Origin of the sequence: Paenibacillus senegalensis JC66 (genome assembly GCF_000285515.1) — a bacterium.
GTDB lineage: Bacteria > Bacillota > Bacilli > Paenibacillales > NBRC-103111 > Paenibacillus_L > Paenibacillus_L senegalensis.
The window spans coordinates 489,038-507,891 of the sequence record NZ_HE610957.1 but is presented as its reverse complement, the minus strand read 5'-3'; the positions used below and the strand labels follow the sequence as shown (position 1 = coordinate 507,891).

At 51.1% G+C, this 18,854-nt stretch carries 17 protein-coding genes; 14 read left to right on the top strand and 3 right to left on the bottom strand.

The window, feature by feature from the left end; translation table 11 throughout:
* Window positions 1–4: 4 nt before the first annotated feature.
* The 8 genes from PSHG_RS02525 (at window position 5) to PSHG_RS02490 (ending at window position 7,902) form a co-directional block, all read left to right on the top strand.
* Window positions 5–1,342: an aspartate aminotransferase family protein gene (locus tag PSHG_RS02525; protein ID WP_010268990.1), complete on the top strand. Its 1,338-nt coding sequence runs from the start codon at window positions 5–7 to the stop codon at window positions 1,340–1,342.
* Window positions 1,339–2,097 carry an SDR family NAD(P)-dependent oxidoreductase gene (locus PSHG_RS02520; protein WP_010268988.1) on the top strand — a complete coding sequence of 253 codons (759 nt, stop codon included), beginning with the start codon at window positions 1,339–1,341 and terminating at the stop codon, window positions 2,095–2,097. Before PSHG_RS02525 ends, PSHG_RS02520 begins: the two co-directional genes overlap by 4 nt.
* 72 nt (window positions 2,098–2,169) lie before the next feature.
* Window positions 2,170–3,150: a Gfo/Idh/MocA family oxidoreductase gene (locus PSHG_RS02515; RefSeq protein ID WP_010268985.1), complete on the top strand. Its 981-nt coding sequence runs from the start codon at window positions 2,170–2,172 to the stop codon at window positions 3,148–3,150.
* Window positions 3,147–4,346, top strand: coding sequence for an N-acetylglucosamine-6-phosphate deacetylase (locus tag PSHG_RS02510; RefSeq protein WP_010268982.1), 1,200 nt, complete (start codon window positions 3,147–3,149; stop codon window positions 4,344–4,346). Before PSHG_RS02515 ends, PSHG_RS02510 begins: the two co-directional genes overlap by 4 nt.
* A gap of 1 nt (window position 4,347) precedes the next feature.
* A complete protein-coding gene (locus tag PSHG_RS02505; protein ID WP_010268978.1) occupies window positions 4,348–5,175 on the top strand; it encodes an HpcH/HpaI aldolase family protein in 828 nt (275 codons plus the stop codon).
* Window positions 5,176–5,314: 139 nt separating this feature from the next.
* On the top strand, window positions 5,315–6,091 hold the full coding sequence (locus PSHG_RS02500) for an SDR family oxidoreductase (protein WP_010268974.1): 777 nt from the start codon (window positions 5,315–5,317) through the stop codon (window positions 6,089–6,091).
* A gap of 17 nt (window positions 6,092–6,108) precedes the next feature.
* Window positions 6,109–7,050, top strand: coding sequence for an aldo/keto reductase (locus PSHG_RS02495; protein ID WP_010268971.1), 942 nt, complete (start codon window positions 6,109–6,111; stop codon window positions 7,048–7,050).
* A gap of 63 nt (window positions 7,051–7,113) precedes the next feature.
* Window positions 7,114–7,902 (top strand): SDR family oxidoreductase, encoded by a 789-nt coding sequence (locus PSHG_RS02490; protein WP_010268968.1) that lies wholly within the window; start codon window positions 7,114–7,116, stop codon window positions 7,900–7,902.
* Between the two features lie 590 nt (window positions 7,903–8,492).
* Here PSHG_RS02490 and glsA read toward each other — a convergent pair.
* On the bottom strand, window positions 8,493–9,431 hold the full coding sequence (gene glsA, locus PSHG_RS02485; protein WP_010268964.1) for a glutaminase A: 939 nt from the start codon (window positions 9,429–9,431) through the stop codon (window positions 8,493–8,495).
* A 198-nt stretch (window positions 9,432–9,629) separates the two neighbouring features.
* Between glsA and PSHG_RS02480 the strand changes: the two genes are divergently transcribed.
* The 6 genes from PSHG_RS02480 (at window position 9,630) to PSHG_RS02455 (ending at window position 15,929) form a co-directional block, all read left to right on the top strand.
* The gene (locus PSHG_RS02480; RefSeq protein ID WP_010268961.1) at window positions 9,630–9,860 is read left to right on the top strand and encodes a hypothetical protein; all 231 of its coding nucleotides are present in this window, start codon (window positions 9,630–9,632) and stop codon (window positions 9,858–9,860) included.
* A 75-nt stretch (window positions 9,861–9,935) separates the two neighbouring features.
* Window positions 9,936–10,577 (top strand): HAD-IA family hydrolase, encoded by a 642-nt coding sequence (locus PSHG_RS26450; protein WP_010268958.1) that lies wholly within the window; start codon window positions 9,936–9,938, stop codon window positions 10,575–10,577.
* Between the two features lie 1,108 nt (window positions 10,578–11,685).
* Window positions 11,686–13,134: a SulP family inorganic anion transporter gene (locus PSHG_RS02470; protein WP_010268954.1), complete on the top strand. Its 1,449-nt coding sequence runs from the start codon at window positions 11,686–11,688 to the stop codon at window positions 13,132–13,134.
* 262 nt (window positions 13,135–13,396) lie between these two features.
* Entirely contained in the window at window positions 13,397–13,852 is a 456-nt protein-coding gene (locus PSHG_RS02465) for a Fur family transcriptional regulator (protein ID WP_010268950.1), read from the top strand.
* Between the two features lie 209 nt (window positions 13,853–14,061).
* On the top strand, window positions 14,062–15,075 hold the full coding sequence (locus PSHG_RS02460) for a daunorubicin resistance protein DrrA family ABC transporter ATP-binding protein (protein WP_010268946.1): 1,014 nt from the start codon (window positions 14,062–14,064) through the stop codon (window positions 15,073–15,075).
* Complete coding sequence (locus tag PSHG_RS02455) at window positions 15,072–15,929, top strand: ABC transporter permease (protein ID WP_010268945.1); 858 nt, start codon at window positions 15,072–15,074, stop codon at window positions 15,927–15,929. Before PSHG_RS02460 ends, PSHG_RS02455 begins: the two co-directional genes overlap by 4 nt.
* 298 nt (window positions 15,930–16,227) lie before the next feature.
* Here PSHG_RS02455 and PSHG_RS02450 read toward each other — a convergent pair whose 3' ends face one another.
* Both PSHG_RS02450 and PSHG_RS26445 read right to left on the bottom strand, forming a co-directional pair.
* On the bottom strand, window positions 16,228–17,418 hold the full coding sequence (locus PSHG_RS02450; RefSeq protein ID WP_010268942.1) for a CdaR family transcriptional regulator: 1,191 nt from the start codon (window positions 17,416–17,418) through the stop codon (window positions 16,228–16,230).
* Window positions 17,412–18,749, bottom strand: a complete 1,338-nt coding sequence (locus PSHG_RS26445) for a glycerate kinase (protein ID WP_010268940.1) — start codon at window positions 18,747–18,749, stop codon at window positions 17,412–17,414. Before PSHG_RS26445 ends, PSHG_RS02450 begins: the two co-directional genes overlap by 7 nt.
* Window positions 18,750–18,854: the final 105 nt, after the last annotated feature.

Genomic DNA, 18,854 nt, shown 5'->3' with positions numbered 1-18,854 from the left:
AACCATGCTGAAAATAACAAAGTCTCAACAATTGTTAGCAGAATCGAAACAATATCTTGCCGGCGGGGTAGCCAGTTCCTTGCGCGCTTCTATGCTGCCTGTTCCGCTATATGTAGAAGAAGCCCGCGGCGCGCGCGTAAAAGATGTTGACGGCAATGAGTACATTGACTATTTGCTAGCTTACGGCCCGCTAATTCTGGGTCATGCTAACCCGGCCCTGAATGAGGCGATTGCGAAAGCTATTGACAAGGGCGCGACCTATGGCCTGCAGCATGAAGGAGAAATCAAACTGGCTAAAAAGCTGGTGGAGCTTCTGCCGGCAGCAGATCAAGTCGCATTGAGCGGATCCGGAACAGAGGCCGTTATGCTGGCTCTGCGCCTGGCTAAGCAGTTTACAGGCAGACGCAAGGTGATCCGTTTCGAAGGTCACTTCCACGGTTGGTCAGATAGTATCTTTACCGCATTTCCAACCCCGGATATGGGATCTCAAACGGCGCAGCAAAACTCGGAAGCGGTAGCGCCCGGGACCGGCGGACAAAGCTCCAAAGCTTTGGAGGACATTGTTCTCGTTCCCTGGAACGATGTTCAAAAGCTGGAGCAAGCGTTCGAACAGCACAAAGGTGAGATTGCCGCAGTGATTTCCGAGCCTGTCATGTGTAATAACGGCTGCATCTTACCGAAAGAGGGCTACTTGGAGCGATTGCGAGAGCTGACAGCTCAGGAAGGCACCGTGTTGATTTTAGATGAGGTTATTACCGGATTTCGCCTTGGACCGGGTGGCGCCCAGGAGCGATTCGGCGTCATTGCCGATTTGACGACGGTAGGTAAAGCGCTTGGCGGTGGCTCCGCCATCAGTGCGGTTGGCGGAAAAGCTGAGCTGATGAATCAGATTGAGTCAGGTGCCATTAACCATCTCGGAACGCTAAACGGCAACGGTCTTGCTGTTTATTCTGCTCTAGCTGTTATCGAAGAACTGACTAAAGACAACGGAGCGGCCTTTGCCCGTATGGAAAAGCTGGCTACCGAGCTGGTCGAAGGCATACGCAAGGCTCTGCAAAAGCATGAAATTCCGGGATTACTCAACCAGATCGGTCCGGTGTTTCACTTTATGTTTACTGAAGCGAAGGAAGTGCGGGATTTCGCTGTATTCCAAGAGAGGGATGCGCGCAAATATTCCGAGTTTGCTGCCTTGCTGCTTGAAGAAGGAGTGCTCGTACGCCCTAGCGGATTGTGGTACATTTCCGCTGTGCACAGCGAGAAGGAGGTTCAAGATACATTAGCTGCAATCGAGCGGGCATTAGCCAGGATCAAAACCGTTTCCGGAGGGAAGGTGCAGGCGTGAGATTGAAAAGCAAAGCTGTCTTGTTAACCGGGGGCTCACAGGGCATCGGGCAGGCAATCGCTTTGAAATTTGTTCGTGAAGGCGCCCGGCTTGCTATTGCGGACAGGGAGGTCAAAGCGCTGGAGGAAACCGTGTCGCTGCTTCGGGCAGAAGGGGGGGAGGTATTGCCAATTGAAGCGGACCTGCAGGACAAAGTGCAGCTTGACCGGATGATTGATGCAAGTCTGGAAGCGTTCGGCGGCATAGATGTGCTTGTTAATAACGCCGGCATTTGCCGTCCTGCGCCCCTGCTGGAAATTAGCGAGGAAGATTGGGATCAGCATCTGACCATTAATTTGAAGGCACCATTCCTGGCTTCACAACGCATGGCACGGGAATGGATTGAGAGCGGTAAAACCGGGACGATCGTCAATACTTCCAGCGTTAACGGCATTCAAGCCGAAGCCAATCAAGCTCATTATAATGCTAGCAAGGGCGGATTGAACTTATTAACGATGTCGCTGGCTCTGGAATTGGCGCAGTCCGGTATCCGGGTCAATGCAGTCTGTCCCGGCTTTATCGAAACCCGCTTAACCCGACCGGCCATTCAGAATGAGGCGGTCATTACGGAATACTTGAAATCAGTGCCGATGGGGCGTGTTGGCCAGCCGGATGAAATCGCTGATGTTGTGCTCTTCTTAGCCAGTGAAGAATCCCGCTATATTACCGGGCACTGCCTGGTGGTAGATGGCGGTCAGGTAATCAAGCTCTCCTAAGGCGTAAAAATCGCATATAGCCACTACTGCAATTCGTGTCGATTCTAGAGCAGAAAGGAATGTTACCTGCATATGCGTGCGAAGTCTATTAGACCTTTAGTTAAGGATGGTCCGCTTCGTCTGGCCATGCTCGGAATGGTGGATGGCAACGGTCATCCTTATTCCTGGAGCGCTATCTTCAATGGCTACAACCGCGACAAAATGGCGGAGTGCCCCTATCCGGGCATCCCGGCATATTTGGATAAACAACCGGCTCACACGTTTGGCATTGGCGACGCGAAGGTGACCCATATTTGGACGGACCGGCCGGAGGACGCCGAGCTTGTCGCCGAAGCGTCCTTGATCGAGCATGTGGTCGCCCGGCCTGAGGATGTCATTGGGGAAGTGGATGCGGTCATTATTGCCACGGATAAAGGCCATGAGCATGTGGAGCGATGCCGGCCTTTTGTAGAAGCCGGACTGCCGGTTTTTGTAGATAAGCCGCTCGTGGATAACGAGCCTGATCTGCAAGTCTTTCACCAGTGGGTCCAGGAGGGGGCGCCAATTCTGTCCTCAAGCTCGATGCGCTACTGCAAGGAGTTCATGCCTTATCGGGCATCGATAGATGATTTGGGAGAATTAAGACTGGCTACGATTACGACTGCAAAAAGCTGGGAGCGTTACGGCATCCACGCTCTGGAATCCGTATATCCGATCATGGGCGGAGGATTTATCTCGGCTGTCCATTCGGGCACAAGTGAACGCAATATTGTTCACTTCAAGCACCGCAGCGGCGCAGACCTCATTGTCGTTGCTGCGGATGATATGTACGGCGGATTTGGCTTGCTGCAGCTGGCAGGAACAAAAGGATTTGTGCAGACAGCCACCAAGGATACTTATTATGCATTTAAGCATCAGCTTGAAGCGTTTATCGCCTACTTGCGAACCGGTATTCGTCCATTTGCCCACGAGGAGACCGTAGAGCTGATGAAGATGATCATCGCCGGATTAAGAAGCCGTGAGCAGGGCGGTAAAGAAATTCATCTCGAGGATATCCGGGAGGAGCAAGGATGATGAAAGCAGCGATTGTAAATGGCAAATTAATCCTGCCTGATCAAGTGATCGAGGATGGCATTGTTCTGATAGAAGGTGAACGGATTGCTGCCTGCGGCTCAAAGGATCAAGTAAACGTGCCTGCAGATGCGAGCATCATCGATGTCAGCGGTGCCTATGTAGGCCCGGGCTTTATTGACATTCATAATCATGGCGGCGGGGGCTATTGGGCTCATGAGTATCCGCAGCTTGCAGCAGAAGCCCACTTGGCGCATGGCACAACGGCTATCCTGCCAACCGTCGCCTATATGCTTAATCGTGAAGATATGAGAAAAGGCGTGCAGGAGGTCGTAAAGGCGATTGAACAGCCTGCCGCTTATGCCGGATTGATTGCCGGAATTCATTTGGAAGGGCCCTTTCTAAACCCTAAATACGGAGCCAACCGCACCAATATCCGCCCGGTAGACCTGGATGAAAGCCGTGACTTACTGGAGCTGGCCGGGGAGCATATCCGTATTTGGACATTGGCTCCGGAAATGCCTGACCAAGATTTGTTCATCGCCGAGGCATCAAAGCATCAGCCGATTGTGTTTTCCGCAGGTCATTCTGAATCCGATCCGGAATCCCTGTACCGCTTCGTTTCTTCCGGATTAGTGCTGGCCTGTCACCTGATGGACGCTTCCGGCACGACTCCTGCAGTCAGCCGCTTCGCCGGAACCCGTGAAGTCGGGCTTGACGAAGCTGTCCTGGTGCACGATGACATTACCGCGGAAGTTATTCCTGATGCGGCCGGTGTCCATGTCCGTCCATTGATGCTGAAGCTCATTCTGAAGACCAAGGGTGTTGATAAGGTTATTGTCATTACCGATGCGATGCCGGATGCGGGTACAGGCAAGGCTGCTCTGCCGGAACATTTCCCTTACCGCGACGATTTTGCTGATAGTGATGATCTCAACTTCAACGTTAACGGCGGATTGGAAGGCAGCCGTCTAACGATGGATAAAGCAGTATATAACATGATGAAGCATACAGGCTGTTCAATCACAGACGCGTTTCGCATGGGGGCCGCCAACCCGGCCAGACTTCTCGGATTTGACAAAGAAATGGGAACCCTGGAGGTCGGGAAACTGGCCAACCTGGTAGTTGTTAACGAGCGAATTCAGATTCAGCAAGTGATTTTCAAAGGCAGACTTGTCAAGCTTGAAAGGAAGGATTAGCATGCAGCAAAGTCAGCCGCGTTTGCGCGCGAGCCGGGTATTGGAGCGATTAAGGAATGGGGAAACGGCACTATGTACGAAGCTGAACTTGGGAGATTCCCGGGTGGTGGAAATTGCTGCATTAAGCGGATTTGATTGTGTTTGGACCGATATGGAGCATGTCCCTAATGATTGGTCGGCGATTGAGAAGCAGATTCTAGCCGCCAAAGCTTACGGTGTAGATATCATCGTCCGGGTAGCCCGAGGCAGCTACAGCGATCTCATCCGCCCTTTGGAGATGGATGCGACAGGTATTATGGTTCCTCATGTGATGAGTTTGAACGATGCCAGAGCGATCGTTCGGCAGACGAAATTCCATCCTGTAGGGCTGAGGCCTTTGGACGGAGGTAACGCAGATGGTGCTTTTTGCCTTATGCCGTTAAGCGATTATATGCTGCAGGCTAATGAGCAGCGGTTTAATATCCTGCAGATTGAAGATCCAGAGCCTATGGAGGAGCTGGAGGAGATCATCTCGCTTCCGGGTCTGGACATGATCTTTTTTGGACCGGGTGATTACAGTCAAGCTATCGGCGTTCCGGGACAGATTACCCACCCAAAGGTGACCGAGGCACGTATCAGGATTGCCGAGCTCGCTCGCCAAAAGGGTAAATTTGCCGGTACCGTTGGAAGTGCTGAACAAGTTCCTGATCTGGAGAAGATAGGCTACCGCTTTATCAGTGTAGGCGCTGATGTAGTTGGTCTGGGGGGTTATTGGAGCTCGCTTATACAGACTTTGCGGGGAGCCCGGCTTAGCACAGCTTCAACGGATGGCGGCGTCTATCAGGATTGACCGGGCGAGAAGCAACTGTTTAGCAGACAGTGGAAAAGGGCCGCAGAGCTGCCGAATCGTTCTGTAGCAGCGAAGGTTTTTTCACCACAATTCCAGGATGGAAATAGGAATGCAGACTGACCATAGAGGAGAGGTGACGATGAACGTACTGGAATCTTTTTCGCTTAAAGGCAAGGTTGCCTTGATAATCGGCGGTTCCGGGCTGTATGGAAGGCAAATATGTGAAGCGTTGTCCGAAGCCGGCGCTAACACTTATGTCACTACCCGGCAGCAGGATCAGGTAAGCGTACTGCAGGAGAGATTCGACAACGAAGGAATCCGTGTCACGGTCGAGTACCTCGACCAGTCGCAGGAAGAAACTATAACGGCCCTTCGCGATAAGCTGCTTAATAAGGAAGGCCGGATCGATGTCTTGGTCAATAACGCAGTTGCCCGGACGATGAGTGAATGGAATGATGATACCGAGAAGTTCGCGCAGAGTATGGTTGTGAATGCAACAGGAATCTATGCTTTAACGAAAATATTCGGGAATGTTATGGAAACGCAGAAGGGCGGCTCCATCATACAAATTGGCTCGATGCAGGGAATGATCGGACCCGATCCGTGGCTGTATGAAGGGAAGTTTCCCGTCAGCCCCGATTATTTTTTCCATAAAGGCGGCATGATCAACTTTACCAAATTTGCTGCGAGCTACTACGGTCCTTCGGGCGTACGCTGCAATTGTATTAGTCCGGGAGGAATACAATCCTACAGGACGCCGGATGATTTTGTCGAACGCTACAGTACACGGACCATGCTTGGCCGGATGGCGAACGATACCGATCTGAAAGGGATAGTTGTCTTTCTTGCCTCTGATGCTTCCCGGTATATTACGGCAGCGAATATCCCTGTAGACGGCGGCTATACGGCCAAGTAGAAAGGAGTGCAGCGAAGATGGCTATCGAATTGCCCGTCTCTCCCTTAACGCTCGGCACAGTTCAATTAGGCATGCCCTATGGTGTGGCCAATAAATCTGGAATGCCGGATGAAGCTGCTGCTTTTGCAATATTAAATGAAGCGATCGACGGCGGTGTGACGAGTTTCGACACCGCCCATGCCTATGGAGCTTCAGAAAAGGTGCTGGGCCGCTACTTCCATAACAAAGCCGAGCCTACCCTGATTTCCAAGCTGCGAATCGAGGGAGGCAGTCAACTCACGGCAGATGAAGTGGAGCAGCAGATGCTTTCGCAGCTGGAGGGCAGTTTAAGAGATTTGAATGTAAGCCGTTTGCCCGTACTGCTGCTGCATAATCCTGAAGAACTGATTCCGCACGGGCGCACGATCACCGCTGTGTTTGAAAAGCTGTGCAAGGAAGGTATCATCGGTTACGCCGGCGTTTCCTTTGGCGCCAATACCGATGAACAGTTCAAAACTTTATGGGACACGGTTTGTGAAGATGTGTACCAAGCAGTCCAAATCCCGATTAATGTTCTCGATCACCGTCTCATTCATAACGGGGGCTTGGACAAGCTGAGGCAAAGCGGGAAAACGGTGTTCGCCCGCAGCATTTACATGCAGGGTCTTATATTTCTGCAGGATGACGAGCTTCCGTCCCACCTGCAGATCGCTGCGGCTCCGCTGGCAGCGGTAAGGGAAATCGCGGTAAAAGCAAACCTGTCAGTCAGTCAATTGGCAACATCCTTTGTCAGGGACCTGCCAGGGATCGACAGTCTTGTCATCGGCGTGGAAACCGTGGACCAACTGAGAGAGGCGCTTAACCAGATCGCCGGACCTCCGCTGGAGGAGGCGACTCGCCAGGAATGTATGAAGAGATTAAAGGATGTTCCGGAACAGGTCGTGAATACCTTGCTGTGGAACACAGCAGCAAGGCGCTGACAGGCTGCTTTAAAGGGGATTAGATTTGGAAAGCGCATTTAATCGGGGAGGATAGCGTGGAATATGAGCCGAAACTGGTTTTCTCTGGAAGGGAAATATGCAATTGTTACGGGAGGAGCGGGCTATCTGTGCTCGAAAATAGTTGAGGCGCTGTTGGATCATGGCGCTCATGTAGGTGTTGCCGATCCTTCCGATTTGCCGCCTGCTCTTGGGGAAAGGATGTCACAGGGCAGACTGCATCATGAACGCTGCGATGTTTCGGATAGCGACTCGATCCGCAAGACATTTTCTGCATTTTATGAGAAATTTGGCAGGCTGGACATTCTGATTAACGGGGCTACCTATGGCGCGGGCTATGGCAAGGAAGCGATGATTGACACCATGTCAGATGAGGTCTGGTTTAAGGGGCTGGATGGTGCAGCAGGAACGGTTTTCCGCTGTACCCGTGAAATTGTGCCCTACTTCCGTAAAAACCCTGGAGGAAGTATTCTTAACATTTCCTCCATGTACGGAATGGTCTCTCCAGATCCGCGAATTTACGGTGACAGCGGCGCCAACAATCCGCCCAACTATGGTGCCGGTAAAAGCGCGGTGCTGCAGTTCACCCGCTATTGTGCGGGCCATCTCGCAGCAGATCAAATTCGCGTTAACAGTCTTTCACCAGGGCCGTTTCCTAATCTGGATAAACAAACGGATGCAGCCTTTATCGAGGAACTGAACCGTAAGACGATGCTGGGCCGTGTCGGTCGTCAGGACGAGGTTGCCGGAGCAGCGCTATTTCTCGTCTCTCCTGCAGCCAGCTATATTACCGGAGTGAACTTGCCCGTAGATGGCGGTTGGACAGCCTGGTAATGGGACGAGGGTGAAGGTACGGCCGGCTCTGGAGTACCGAATGTTTGCGGTGTAAGAAACTGGAGAATTGCATCTTGCAGGCGGGCTGGAATGCTCAACAGGCTGGAATGCCTAACAGGCTGGAATGCCCAACAGGCTGGGATGCCTAACAGGCTGGAATGCCTACCTGCAAGCTGTGTAACATGTTGGCAGTTTTAAGCTATACTCTTAAGCTATGTAGATCGGCATTTTGCATAATTTTGTATATAATTTTGTATAAACCCAAGTGAATTTTTCAAAATGCTCAGGACAGTAAACGATAAACGGGCGTCCCCATTCTATCGGGACAAAAGATAAAGCGAAGGAGCAAACGGGTAAAGCTTTCGCTTAATGTAATGTATGTAGGGTTATAGGAATTTGGCCGTAATTTTACAGCGGCTGATTACAATCTGTAATTACAATCTGTAAATTGGGTAGTCATTAAGGCGATAAACGGGCAGAGGAAGCGATGAACGATTTCTTCTGCCCGTTTTATTTTGGAAGCTGAAGCTGAAGTTGGGGAGAAGCTTCTCCAAGCTACCGTCCACTCTGGCCGCTCTGACTTCTTGTGATCAAAAAATGCTCCAATCGTACCTTTCGGACAGAAGCCTCAGCAGGTGAACGCCTGCAATGCTGTTGCCTTTGTCATTCAAAGAGGGCCCGACCACGCCAATGCCCAGCTTGCCGGGAACGAGAGCCAAAATTCCGCCTGACACCCCGCTTTTTGCAGGAATACCTACTTGTATGGCAAATTCGCCGGAGGCGTTATACATCCCGCAGGTAACCATAAATGATTTGGCGATTTGCACATAACGCCGGGGGATGATGGAGCGGCCAATCTGAGGGTCTACACCATCGTTTGCTAGAATAAGGGCCATCCGGGCAACGTGAGAACAGTGCACTTCGATGGCGCAATGACGGAAATACACTTCCAGTGTATTTTCCACCTCGTCGTCTAATATGCGGTTGTCTTTAAGAAAGTAAGCCATGGAGCGGTTGCGGTTAGCGGTCTGCGCTTCCGAGCGGCGGACCTCCTCATTCCAGGTCAGGGAAGTGTCCCCAGCTAACTCGCGGATAAAGGCGAGAATTCTAGCCGATTTTTCTGCAATCGATTGTCCGTGAATTAATGAGGAAATAACGATCGCGCCGGCATTAATCAATGGATTGAAAGGCTTGCCGGGCTCAACGAGCTCCAGCTTCAGCATCGAATTGAAATCATCCCCGGTTGGTTCCATGCCCACCTTTTCAAATACCCGTGCTTCTCCGTTGTCCATCAACGCCAGAATCAAGGTGAATACCTTGGAGATACTCTGCAAAGTGAATGAAGTGTCACAGTCTCCCGCAGTCAGCTTGTCGCCATTAAGAGGAAGAAGGGTAATCCCTAATGCATCCGCAGGCGCATAAGCAAGATGAGGAATGTAATCAGCAACCCTGCCTTTGCTGGCAAACATGCGGCTCATCTTAACCCATTCGGGCAGATTCTTTTTAAGATCTGAATAATCGGTGGCCATGCGTTACCTCCCTCGAAATGTTGCGAATTAGCCATAAATTCAACAACTGCCCAGCTTTTCTTTTTGGCTATTCTAAGTTATAGTATGCCCAATACAGTCTTCGTTTCAGAACTAATGCGCTAAGCATGTTTTGTTTGTTGGAATGCTCACACAAAGTGTTATAATGGTACTGAAATGGACAGAAGGTGTGGTGATAGAATGGATTCGAGTTCAACGAGTGAATTGTGGTATTACGCGATTTTTTTCGTTTTGGTTCTTATTGCCGCAGGTGTGACGATTTATGTTGCCAATTCCAAAGTAACGAAGGAAGGCAATCCTGAATATGACCAAAAGACAGGGAGAAACTGGAAGGTCTTGACCATCCTGTATACAATAGCTGTTATTATCGGATTGTTAGCTTTGGCTGTCTATGTTAAATATTTTACTTAGGGGACGTGGCAATTAATTAGGCAGATGACTAGAGCGTAAATATAGGAATCACAAAGGAGATGGGGGATACCAACGTTGATTCGCAATCTGATTTTTGATTTTGATGGAACCCTTGCTGATTCCAGAGGCCTGGCCCTTCAATTGTACCATGAACTGCGCAAGCAGCATGACGGATATCCGCCGGTCACGGAGGAACAGGTTGAGGCTTTAAGCGGAATGTCCATTGCGGATAGATTAAAAGCGGTTAATCTGCCCGCAAGCAAACTGCCGGCGCTGATGATGCAGATGACGAAGAGGATGTCAGACGCAGCCGAACGCTTACAGCCTTTTGATGGTATCCCGGCACTGCTGCGGACTCTTGATCAGAAGGGCTACAGCTTAGGAATCATCTCTTCAAACCGCTCCGCAACTATCCGCCAGTTTTTGCTTCAGCATGATATTCGTGTATTTAAGGAGATCGTAACGTCGCGCCATTTATTCGGGAAAAGCCGTAAAATCTCGGCCTATATGCGAAACAACCGCCTGCTGCCGGAAGAAACGGTATATATTGGCGATGAGCTGAGGGACATCGAGGCTTGCAAACAGGCAGGAGTGAAAATTCTCGCCGTTGGCTGGGGCTATGATGCAAAAGCATTACTGCTGGACGGCAAGCCGGATGGTCTGATTAGTAATCCGGATGAAATGCTGCCATGGCTTGATAAGCAAAATGCCAGATAAGCAGAATGCGGATCAGTAAAATGCAGATTCTGAGCAGAATGCAGATGAGCAGAATGCCAGATCAGCAGAATGAGAGCAGAAGTGAAATTCTCGAGTTAGAGCGAATGGGGTCATCTAAAGCGCCGGGCATTTAGCCGGGCGTTTTTTTGTGGGGCTTGCCAAAAGCTCGCGGATTCCCCCGGGATTCGGCTCATTGTATGCGGTTTTCCGCATACAATTCCCCTGGGAGTGACGGTGAAGACGAAATGTATGCAGTTTTTCTGTAAAAATAAAATGCCCCACATGATGAGCAATCTCGGGTAATCGTACCTCACCTCAATTTCATAACTTTATACGGAATTTCATCTAGAACACTGGCTGCAGCTCCTTTAACCTCCTGCGTTTGTACGATTTGTCATACAAATCTCCGGTAATCGCACCTCAATCCGCTGCATTTGTACGATTTGTCATACAAATTTTGGGTAATCACCCTTCAATCCCCTGTATTTGTACGACGTTTCATACAAATCTCCGGTAATCGCCCTTCAACCCCATGCATATGTACGACATTTCGTACAAACCGCAGGCAACAAGCCCGTGCAGCCCTCGAAGCCCGCTAGCCTTGGCTATTTTCATGCTGGAGTTGTGCCAGAACTGGAGAAGACATGACTGTTATCGCATACATTACGCGTCTTTCCCCGGGGGTGTCTCTAAAACAGGGAGCCTGTCCGAAACGCGGCTTTAATACGACGCTTTAAATAGTACAGATAGCCACCTGGATAGACTGGATAGTCCCTGGGTGTACCTGGATTACCTGGATAGTCTCTGGATGTACCTGGATTATCTGGATAGAATCTGGAAAGTCTCTGGATGTACCTGGATTACCTGGATAGTCCCTGGAATCCTGGAGTGGAAATTTTAATGCGAGCTTGTCAAGCCAAGAAAATTGTCGAGTAAGCGCAAAATATGCAGGAAAAGAGACGAATAACGGTATTTTTGCATAAATCCAGATAGCGAAGAGGGTTGATCGTCCGAAAGCTGTACAGGTATAATTTCTTCTTGTGTACATCGGCCCCGACTTTTCTGAGAGTGGAAAGTCATCATTTCATAACACAGGAGGAACCTATTTTTGAAAACACAACTGAATACAGGATGGTTTGGCAACATGCGCATGGATATTCTGAGTGGAATTACTGTCGCATTAGCTTTAATTCCTGAAGCGATCGCTTTTTCGATTATTGCAGGTGTCGATCCGATGGTCGGTCTTCATGCGTCGTTTTGCATTGCCGTAGTTATTGCGTTTGCCGGGGGCAGGCCGGGAATGATATCCGCCGCAACCGGAGCGATGGCTTTGCTGATGGTGACTTTGGTGCGCGATCACGGGCTGGAATTTTTGTTTGCAGCGACGATCCTGACAGGGATTCTGCAGGTACTGTTTGGCGTATTAAAAATCGGCAAGCTGATTTCCTTTGTGCCTCAATCCGTCATGAACGGCTTCGTCAATGCCTTGGCGATTTTGATCTTTGTTTCCCAGCTGACCCATTTTACCGGACAGAGCTGGGTCATGTACGCGCTAGTAGCCCTTACCTTGTTAATCATCTATTTGCTGCACAGGCTGACCAAGGCCGTCCCTTCAGCGCTTGCCGCCATTATCGTTGTCTCTTTACTGGCCATCGGACTTGGGCTGAACGTTAATACAGTAGGAGATATGGGGGAACTGACTCGCTCGTTTCCCATATTTCATATCCCGCAAGTATTGTTGAACTGGGACACGCTGATGATTATTTTCCCTTACTCGTTATCGCTTGCGCTGGTCGGCATCATGGAGTCGCTCCTGACAGCCACTATTGTCGATGATATGACCGATACGCCTAGTGACAAAAACAGGGAAGTGCGAGGCCAGGGATTGGCAAATGTCGTTACTGGCTTTTTCGGAGGAATGGCAGGCTGTGCCATGATTGGCCAGTCGGTTATCAACGTGAAGTCAGGAGGGCGAACCCGCCTTTCAACATTGATTGCCGGAATCTTTCTGCTCTTTCTGATTCTTGTGCTTGGAGACGTTGTAAAAATGATTCCGATGGCCGCTCTTGTTGGCGTTATGTTCATGGTGTCCATCGGGACGTTCAACTGGGGCTCGCTAACTGCCATCAGAAAAATTCCGGTTGGCGATACGCTCGTGATGGCTACAACCGTTGCGATTGTATTAATAACACATGATTTGTCCTTAGGTGTGATTACCGGTGTAGTCCTCAGTGCTTTGATTTACGCGGGGAGGTCAGCCAAATTGGCCATAAGCCGGACATCAGCCCACAACCGGACCACTTATCGGGTAACAGGTCAATTTTTCTTTGCTACCACAACTAAATTCAGTCAAGCCTTTGCTTATCTATCAGATAGCGATACGGTCGTTATCGATTTTGGCTCATCCCACGTTTGGGATCATTCCGCAGTTACAGCGATAGCCAAAGTTGTACAAAAGTATGAGGCTTTGGGTAAAACCGTACAGATTGAAGGATTAAATGAAGAGAGCCGGAATCTAATTGAAAAAATCGGATTAACGGCAAGTGCCGGTCATTAATGATGCTGCCGCGGGGGTATACACTGTACTCTGGCGGCTGTTTTTTTGGTAAAGGCTAGGGATAGGAAAATACTGGGACGGGCATAGTGGCGAACTGATCGCTCTACCGGCTTTCAGCTTTCGCGAGAGGAAGTGTTTGCATCCAAGTAAGTGATGAATCAGCTGGGAAGATAAATCCATTCAGACAATTCGGTGTCGAATCTTGACTTTTGGGCAGTACTTACGGCACTATAGTACTATACTCAAATAAAGGAGGACTACAATGGCTGAAGCCGATCTGACCCAGCAAATGCTCGCCATTATGTCCAGGAACGGATGGAGAATTACCGATCAGCGGCGTACGCTAGCGCATATATTTGCAACGACGGAAGGGTATTTATCACCTAAAGACGTATATGAGCAAATGAGAGTCAAATATCCTGGTGTCAGCTTTGATACCGTTTATCGTAATCTTCGAATGCTAACCGAAATGGGCGGGCTGGAACAGTTTTACTTCTTGGAAGGTGGCTTGAAATTTAGACGCAGCTGTACCCACCATCACCATCACCACTTAATCTGTATGAATTGTGAGAAAACATTGACTTTTGATTTTTGTCCGATGGAGCAATCTCTCAAGCTGCCAGGTGATTTCAAAATTGTAAATCACCGCTTTGAAGTATACGGGGTGTGCGAGAACTGTCAGAAGGACCCCGAAGCAGCCCAATCATTGGATGCATAGGAGATAAGAATATAAGAATATACCATAGCAAGTTTTTCGTTTGGAACGAAATCAGCTCCCGAAGCAGTGGACAAGCAATGGAAACAGGCCTGCTGCTGAATTTGGGGGCTTTTTTTGTATTTGCATCCAAGAAAAGCAATTGAGAAGAAATGCTGGGGACATCCAGGTAATATACTGATTAAGTATGATGATACTTGGAGCGGGAAAGGATGATGGCAGTGGCTTTTTCCAGTAAACAGCCGATACAGAAGGAATGGGCTATAGAAGCCCATGGCCTGGTCAAGCTGTTCGGTACTAACCGGGCGGTGGACGGAGTAGATCTAGCCGTGCCCAGCGGTATTGTATACGGCTTCCTCGGTCCTAATGGAGCCGGCAAAACGACAACGATCCGGATGCTGTCAACCTTGCTGGTTCCAGACGAAGGCCATGCCCGCATTATGGGCTATGATCTGGTGGAGGAGGCGGAACAGGTGCGCAGCCGCATCAGCCTGACAGGTCAATACGCATCCCTGGATGAAGACTTGTCTGGAGCTGAGAACCTGACCATGATTGCCAGACTAATGGGTTATCCCCGCAGGCAGGCCAAGGAACGGGCTTACGAATTGCTAAGTGCCTTTGGTCTGGAGGAGGCTGCCGCCCGGCAGATCAAAAATTACTCGGGAGGAATGCGCAGAAGAGTGGACATTGCCGCCAGTATAGTGGTGGCACCTGAACTGCTCTTTCTCGATGAGCCTACGACCGGACTCGATCCAAGAAGCCGCAATCAGGTGTGGGAGATTGTGAGAGCTCTTGTCCATAACGGCACTACGGTTATGCTGACTACCCAATATTTGGAGGAGGCTGATCAACTGGCGGATCGGATCGCCGTTATTGATCAGGGCAAAGTAATAGCCGAAGGAACAAGTGGAGAGCTTAAGGCTTCTGTAGGATCAGGGAAACTGCTTGTCCGCCTGATGGATCCGAATACACGGCCGGCCGCCAAGGCGCTGCTCGCAGATAGGCTGGGCACTGACATTTTGCTTCCGTCTGATCCGGCAGTGCTGCAAGCGCTAGTATCCGATCCGGAACAAGTGGCCGATGCTTTAAAAGAGTTGGCCCAAGCAAACATTCCGGTTACAGAGTTTTCACTTGGTCAGCCAAGCCTCGATGAGGTCTTTCTGACGCTGACCGGCCGCCCTGTCGAAGGCAGCGGCGGGGAAACGGAAGAGGAGGGGACGAAATGAGCAAGGCTTCTGTTAAAGCCGTGTCGGCTTCAGCCGCAAATCTATCTTCATCGCGGGAGCAACTGCATAAGGCTATGGAAGTCAAAGAAAGGCCGCCCAAACCGAGCGCTTGGAGCGCTACTCTAACCTTTGCCTGGAGGGCGCTGCTGAGGATTAAGTATGTGCCTGAGCAGCTGTTTGATGTGACGGCCTTCCCGGTCATGTTTCTGCTCATGTTTACCTATCTGTTTGGCGGAGCAATAGCAGGATCGACCGGGGAATATTTACAATTTGTACTGCCCGGCATTCTTGTTATGACCGTAACGATGATTACGATGTATACCGGCCTAGATTTAAATAAAGACATCAGCAAGGGAATCTTTGACCGCTTCCGCACTCTGCCGGTATGGCGACCAGCTCTGCTTGTCGGTGCCTTGCTGATTGATATGGTCCGCTATTCGCTGGCCTCCGCCATTATGATCGGGCTTGGCCTTATTCTTGGCTTCCGGCCAGAAGGAGGAGTAGTCGGTGTCGTGCTGGGAGTTTTGCTTCTATTGTTATTTTCCTTCAGTCTGTCCTGGATATGGACGACCCTTAGCCTCATCTTAAGATCGGAAAAATCGTTGATGGGAGTCAGCATGATGGTGCTGTTTCCTTTAACTTTTTTGAGCAATGTATTTGTTGCACCGGAAACAATGCCCCGCTGGCTGCAAATGTTCGTGGAGGTCAATCCGATCACCCTTGTAGTGGCTGCGGTTCGCGGCTTGATGCAGGGCAACGTCACTTTGCCGCAGCTTACCTGGGTTTTCTTGGTGTCCGGTCTGCTTCTGATTGTGTTTGCTCCTTTGACGATGAATCTATATCGGAAGAAGTAATTCCCCACACCCCCCCCCCCGGTTTCGCTGACAAACTGCTTTGCTTTCCCGAACGGCCGCAATTGCGGCCGTTTTATGGAACAGCAGGAAGCCCGAGCGGCTAGTTATGACGTATAGCTATTAGAGGTTTGCAATCCCGCCTATTTTATTCGGTTAGAAAAGGAGGTAGATATGTTGAATTCGCTGCCTTTTGAAGAGATGCTATCCCACTATTTTGATAAGCAGAAGCCTTTGATTGAGACCGTTTATATAGAAAAACATGGAATACAGAATTTTCAGTGCAAAGTTATAAATAAGCTCACTGCTTGCGTTTTTCCATCCATATCATGCATTGCAGCAGCAAGGCATCGTGGAAGACTTCCGGGTTATATCCGGTCCGATCCCGGCACTGCTGAAGCCGGTAGATCATCGTGTTGCGATGGATCCCGAGCAGTTGGGCGGCTTGCGCCATATTGAGATTGCAGGCAAAGTAAGCTTCCAGCGTTTCCTGAAGACGCGGGGTCCAATGAGGCGACAGCCGCTCCCGCAGCCGCTCCCGATGAACCGAAGGAATGAGCTGCATTAACGCCTGTCCCTCTATCTCCTCATAAAATGTAATTGCCCCCCCGGCTGTTCTCTCTTGTTGGCGCTGCTTCACAGCGATAGCCTCACTTGAATCCGCCTCTGAAGCCTCCTTGCCAGGAAGGAATAAGCTGCCTGGGTGTGCGATGTCAAGGGCAAGCTCGGCTTCTGTCAATGCGGTTCTAATGTCCTTGACCTGCCTGACCGGTGAACTAATGCCGACACTTGGCGAGTATTCGGATGCTCGTTTGACCAGATGCTCCACATAATCCCTGATGCTTAGTTCCGTAACCCCTGAAAAAACAAGAAGGTAGCGCTCAGGCTGCAGTTTCGCCAGGAGGATGTGAGGCCTGCTGCTGCGGCCGTCGGCTAGCAGTCTTAGCACATAATCGTGGCTTGGGAGCTCTGCGGAAGGGGCGTTAAGCTTTGTTTGCAATAAAGCAATCTGAAAAGGCGGCGTTAACGGGAACTGCAGCGATTGGGCATGCTGTCGAATCCACTCCATCCGAGGAGTCTCATGCATCAGCTCGCGCAGCAGCAAATCGGTAATGGTCTGTCTCCATTCTTCCTGGACTACCGTCTGCGCTTGCTGGATCATCATTTCCGCGGTCATTACGAGCAGCTGGCTTACCGGTTCAATGTGGGCGGGAGTGCCGGTAATGCCAATTACACCGACTACTTCTCCGCCATATGTGATCGGCCAATTGATTCCAGCCTCGGCCTCCGGCATGCTAATGGCCTCATCCGCGCTAATGTACACGGGTTTGCCGGTGCGCACCGCCTTTATCGCTCCCGGATGCTGCTGACCTACCCGCATGCTGTCCCCGCTGGCAATGATTTTGCCTGTTGGGTCCATCATATTAATATTCCACTGGACCCGCTTCATTGTCTCAGCTACGATCGCTTCAGCAAGCTTGACGGTCAGCATGATTGACCACCGTCTGCCCGGGAGTTAGGCTGCGTTCCCCTGCCGGGCACATCCCCTGGACGCGCGGGAGGCTGTGCGGCTCCATCAACGAAAGAGGCGCTGCTGCCTTGAGCGTCTAATCCGGCTGCGGCCGCCCCAGCGTCATGTCCTGCCGCTGCGGCCGTTCTAGCGCCAACTCCTGCCGTCCCGTCCAGGCTGCGGCTGCCCGCTGCCCGGATCAGCCGCACGATTTGGCGGCAGGCCGTATAGACGTTCTCAGCGGCATCGCGCATGCATACGGCCAGATCGGCTGGCCGGGGTACTGCCGAGAAGCAGCCGTCGAACGTCTCGTAGAGGCTGCCGCTGTCACTGCCGATGCTGCCGGATAACAGCAGGCAGCGGGCTCCGGCGCGCCGTGCAGCGGTCGCCACGTGCAGCGGCAGCTTGCCGTAAAGGGTCTGCGCATCGCTCATGCCTTCGCCGGTGATGACCCAGTCGGCGTCAGCAAGATGAGCGTCAAGCCGCACCGCCTCGGCAACGACTTGCGCTCCCGGTACCAGCCTGGCTCCAAGCGTCCGCAGGGCAAAACCTAGCCCGCCAGCCGCGCCGCTGCCAGGAAGCCCCTGAAATGTGGTTCCCAGGTGGCGCTCGATGAGCTTGGCGTAATGGGCCATGTAATGGTCCATTGCTTGCACCAGCTCGGCATCGGCACCTTTCTGGGGACCGAAGATGAAGGAGCAGCCTTCGGGGCCGCATAGCGGGTTCGTGACATCGGAAGCAACAACGATGTCGCTCTCAGCGAGCCGCGGGTCGAGCCCGGCGAAGTCGATTGCAGCTACGGCCTCAAGGTCACGGCCGTACCCAGCGAGCTGCTTGCCGGAAGTGTCGCGGAACTCTGCTCCGAGGGCAGAGAGCAAGCCCATGCCGCCATCATTGGTGGCACTGCCGCCGAGACCAATGATGAACGAGCGCTTGCCGGCGTTGAGAGCGGAGAGGAGGAGCTCCCCCAGCCCGCGGGAAGTGGTGTGAAGCGGATTGCGCCGGTCTTCGGCAACCATAGCCAGGCCGCAAACATTAGCCGCTTCCAATACAGCGGTCTGCTCATCAGCGCCGCTGATGCCCCAGTAAGACTCGACAAGAGTTCCGAGCGGACCGGTTGCCGTGGTGTGCACAACCTTCCCTCCGGTGCTGCTGACGATTGCTTCGACGGTGCCCTCTCCGCCGTCGGCCATGGCGAGTGCGCATATTTCTGCTTCCGGCCACTCTTTCCGAATGGCTCTCGCCATTGACTCTCCTACCTTGATCGAAGATAAACTGCCTTTATAGGAATCGGGTGCGATAACAAATTTCATACTCTTGCCCTCCGCTGCAGCAAAATATATTACACCTATTGTAGCGAATTTTTAGCAGAAAATCTTTATGCATATAGTCCAAAAAATTAATATATATATCCAATA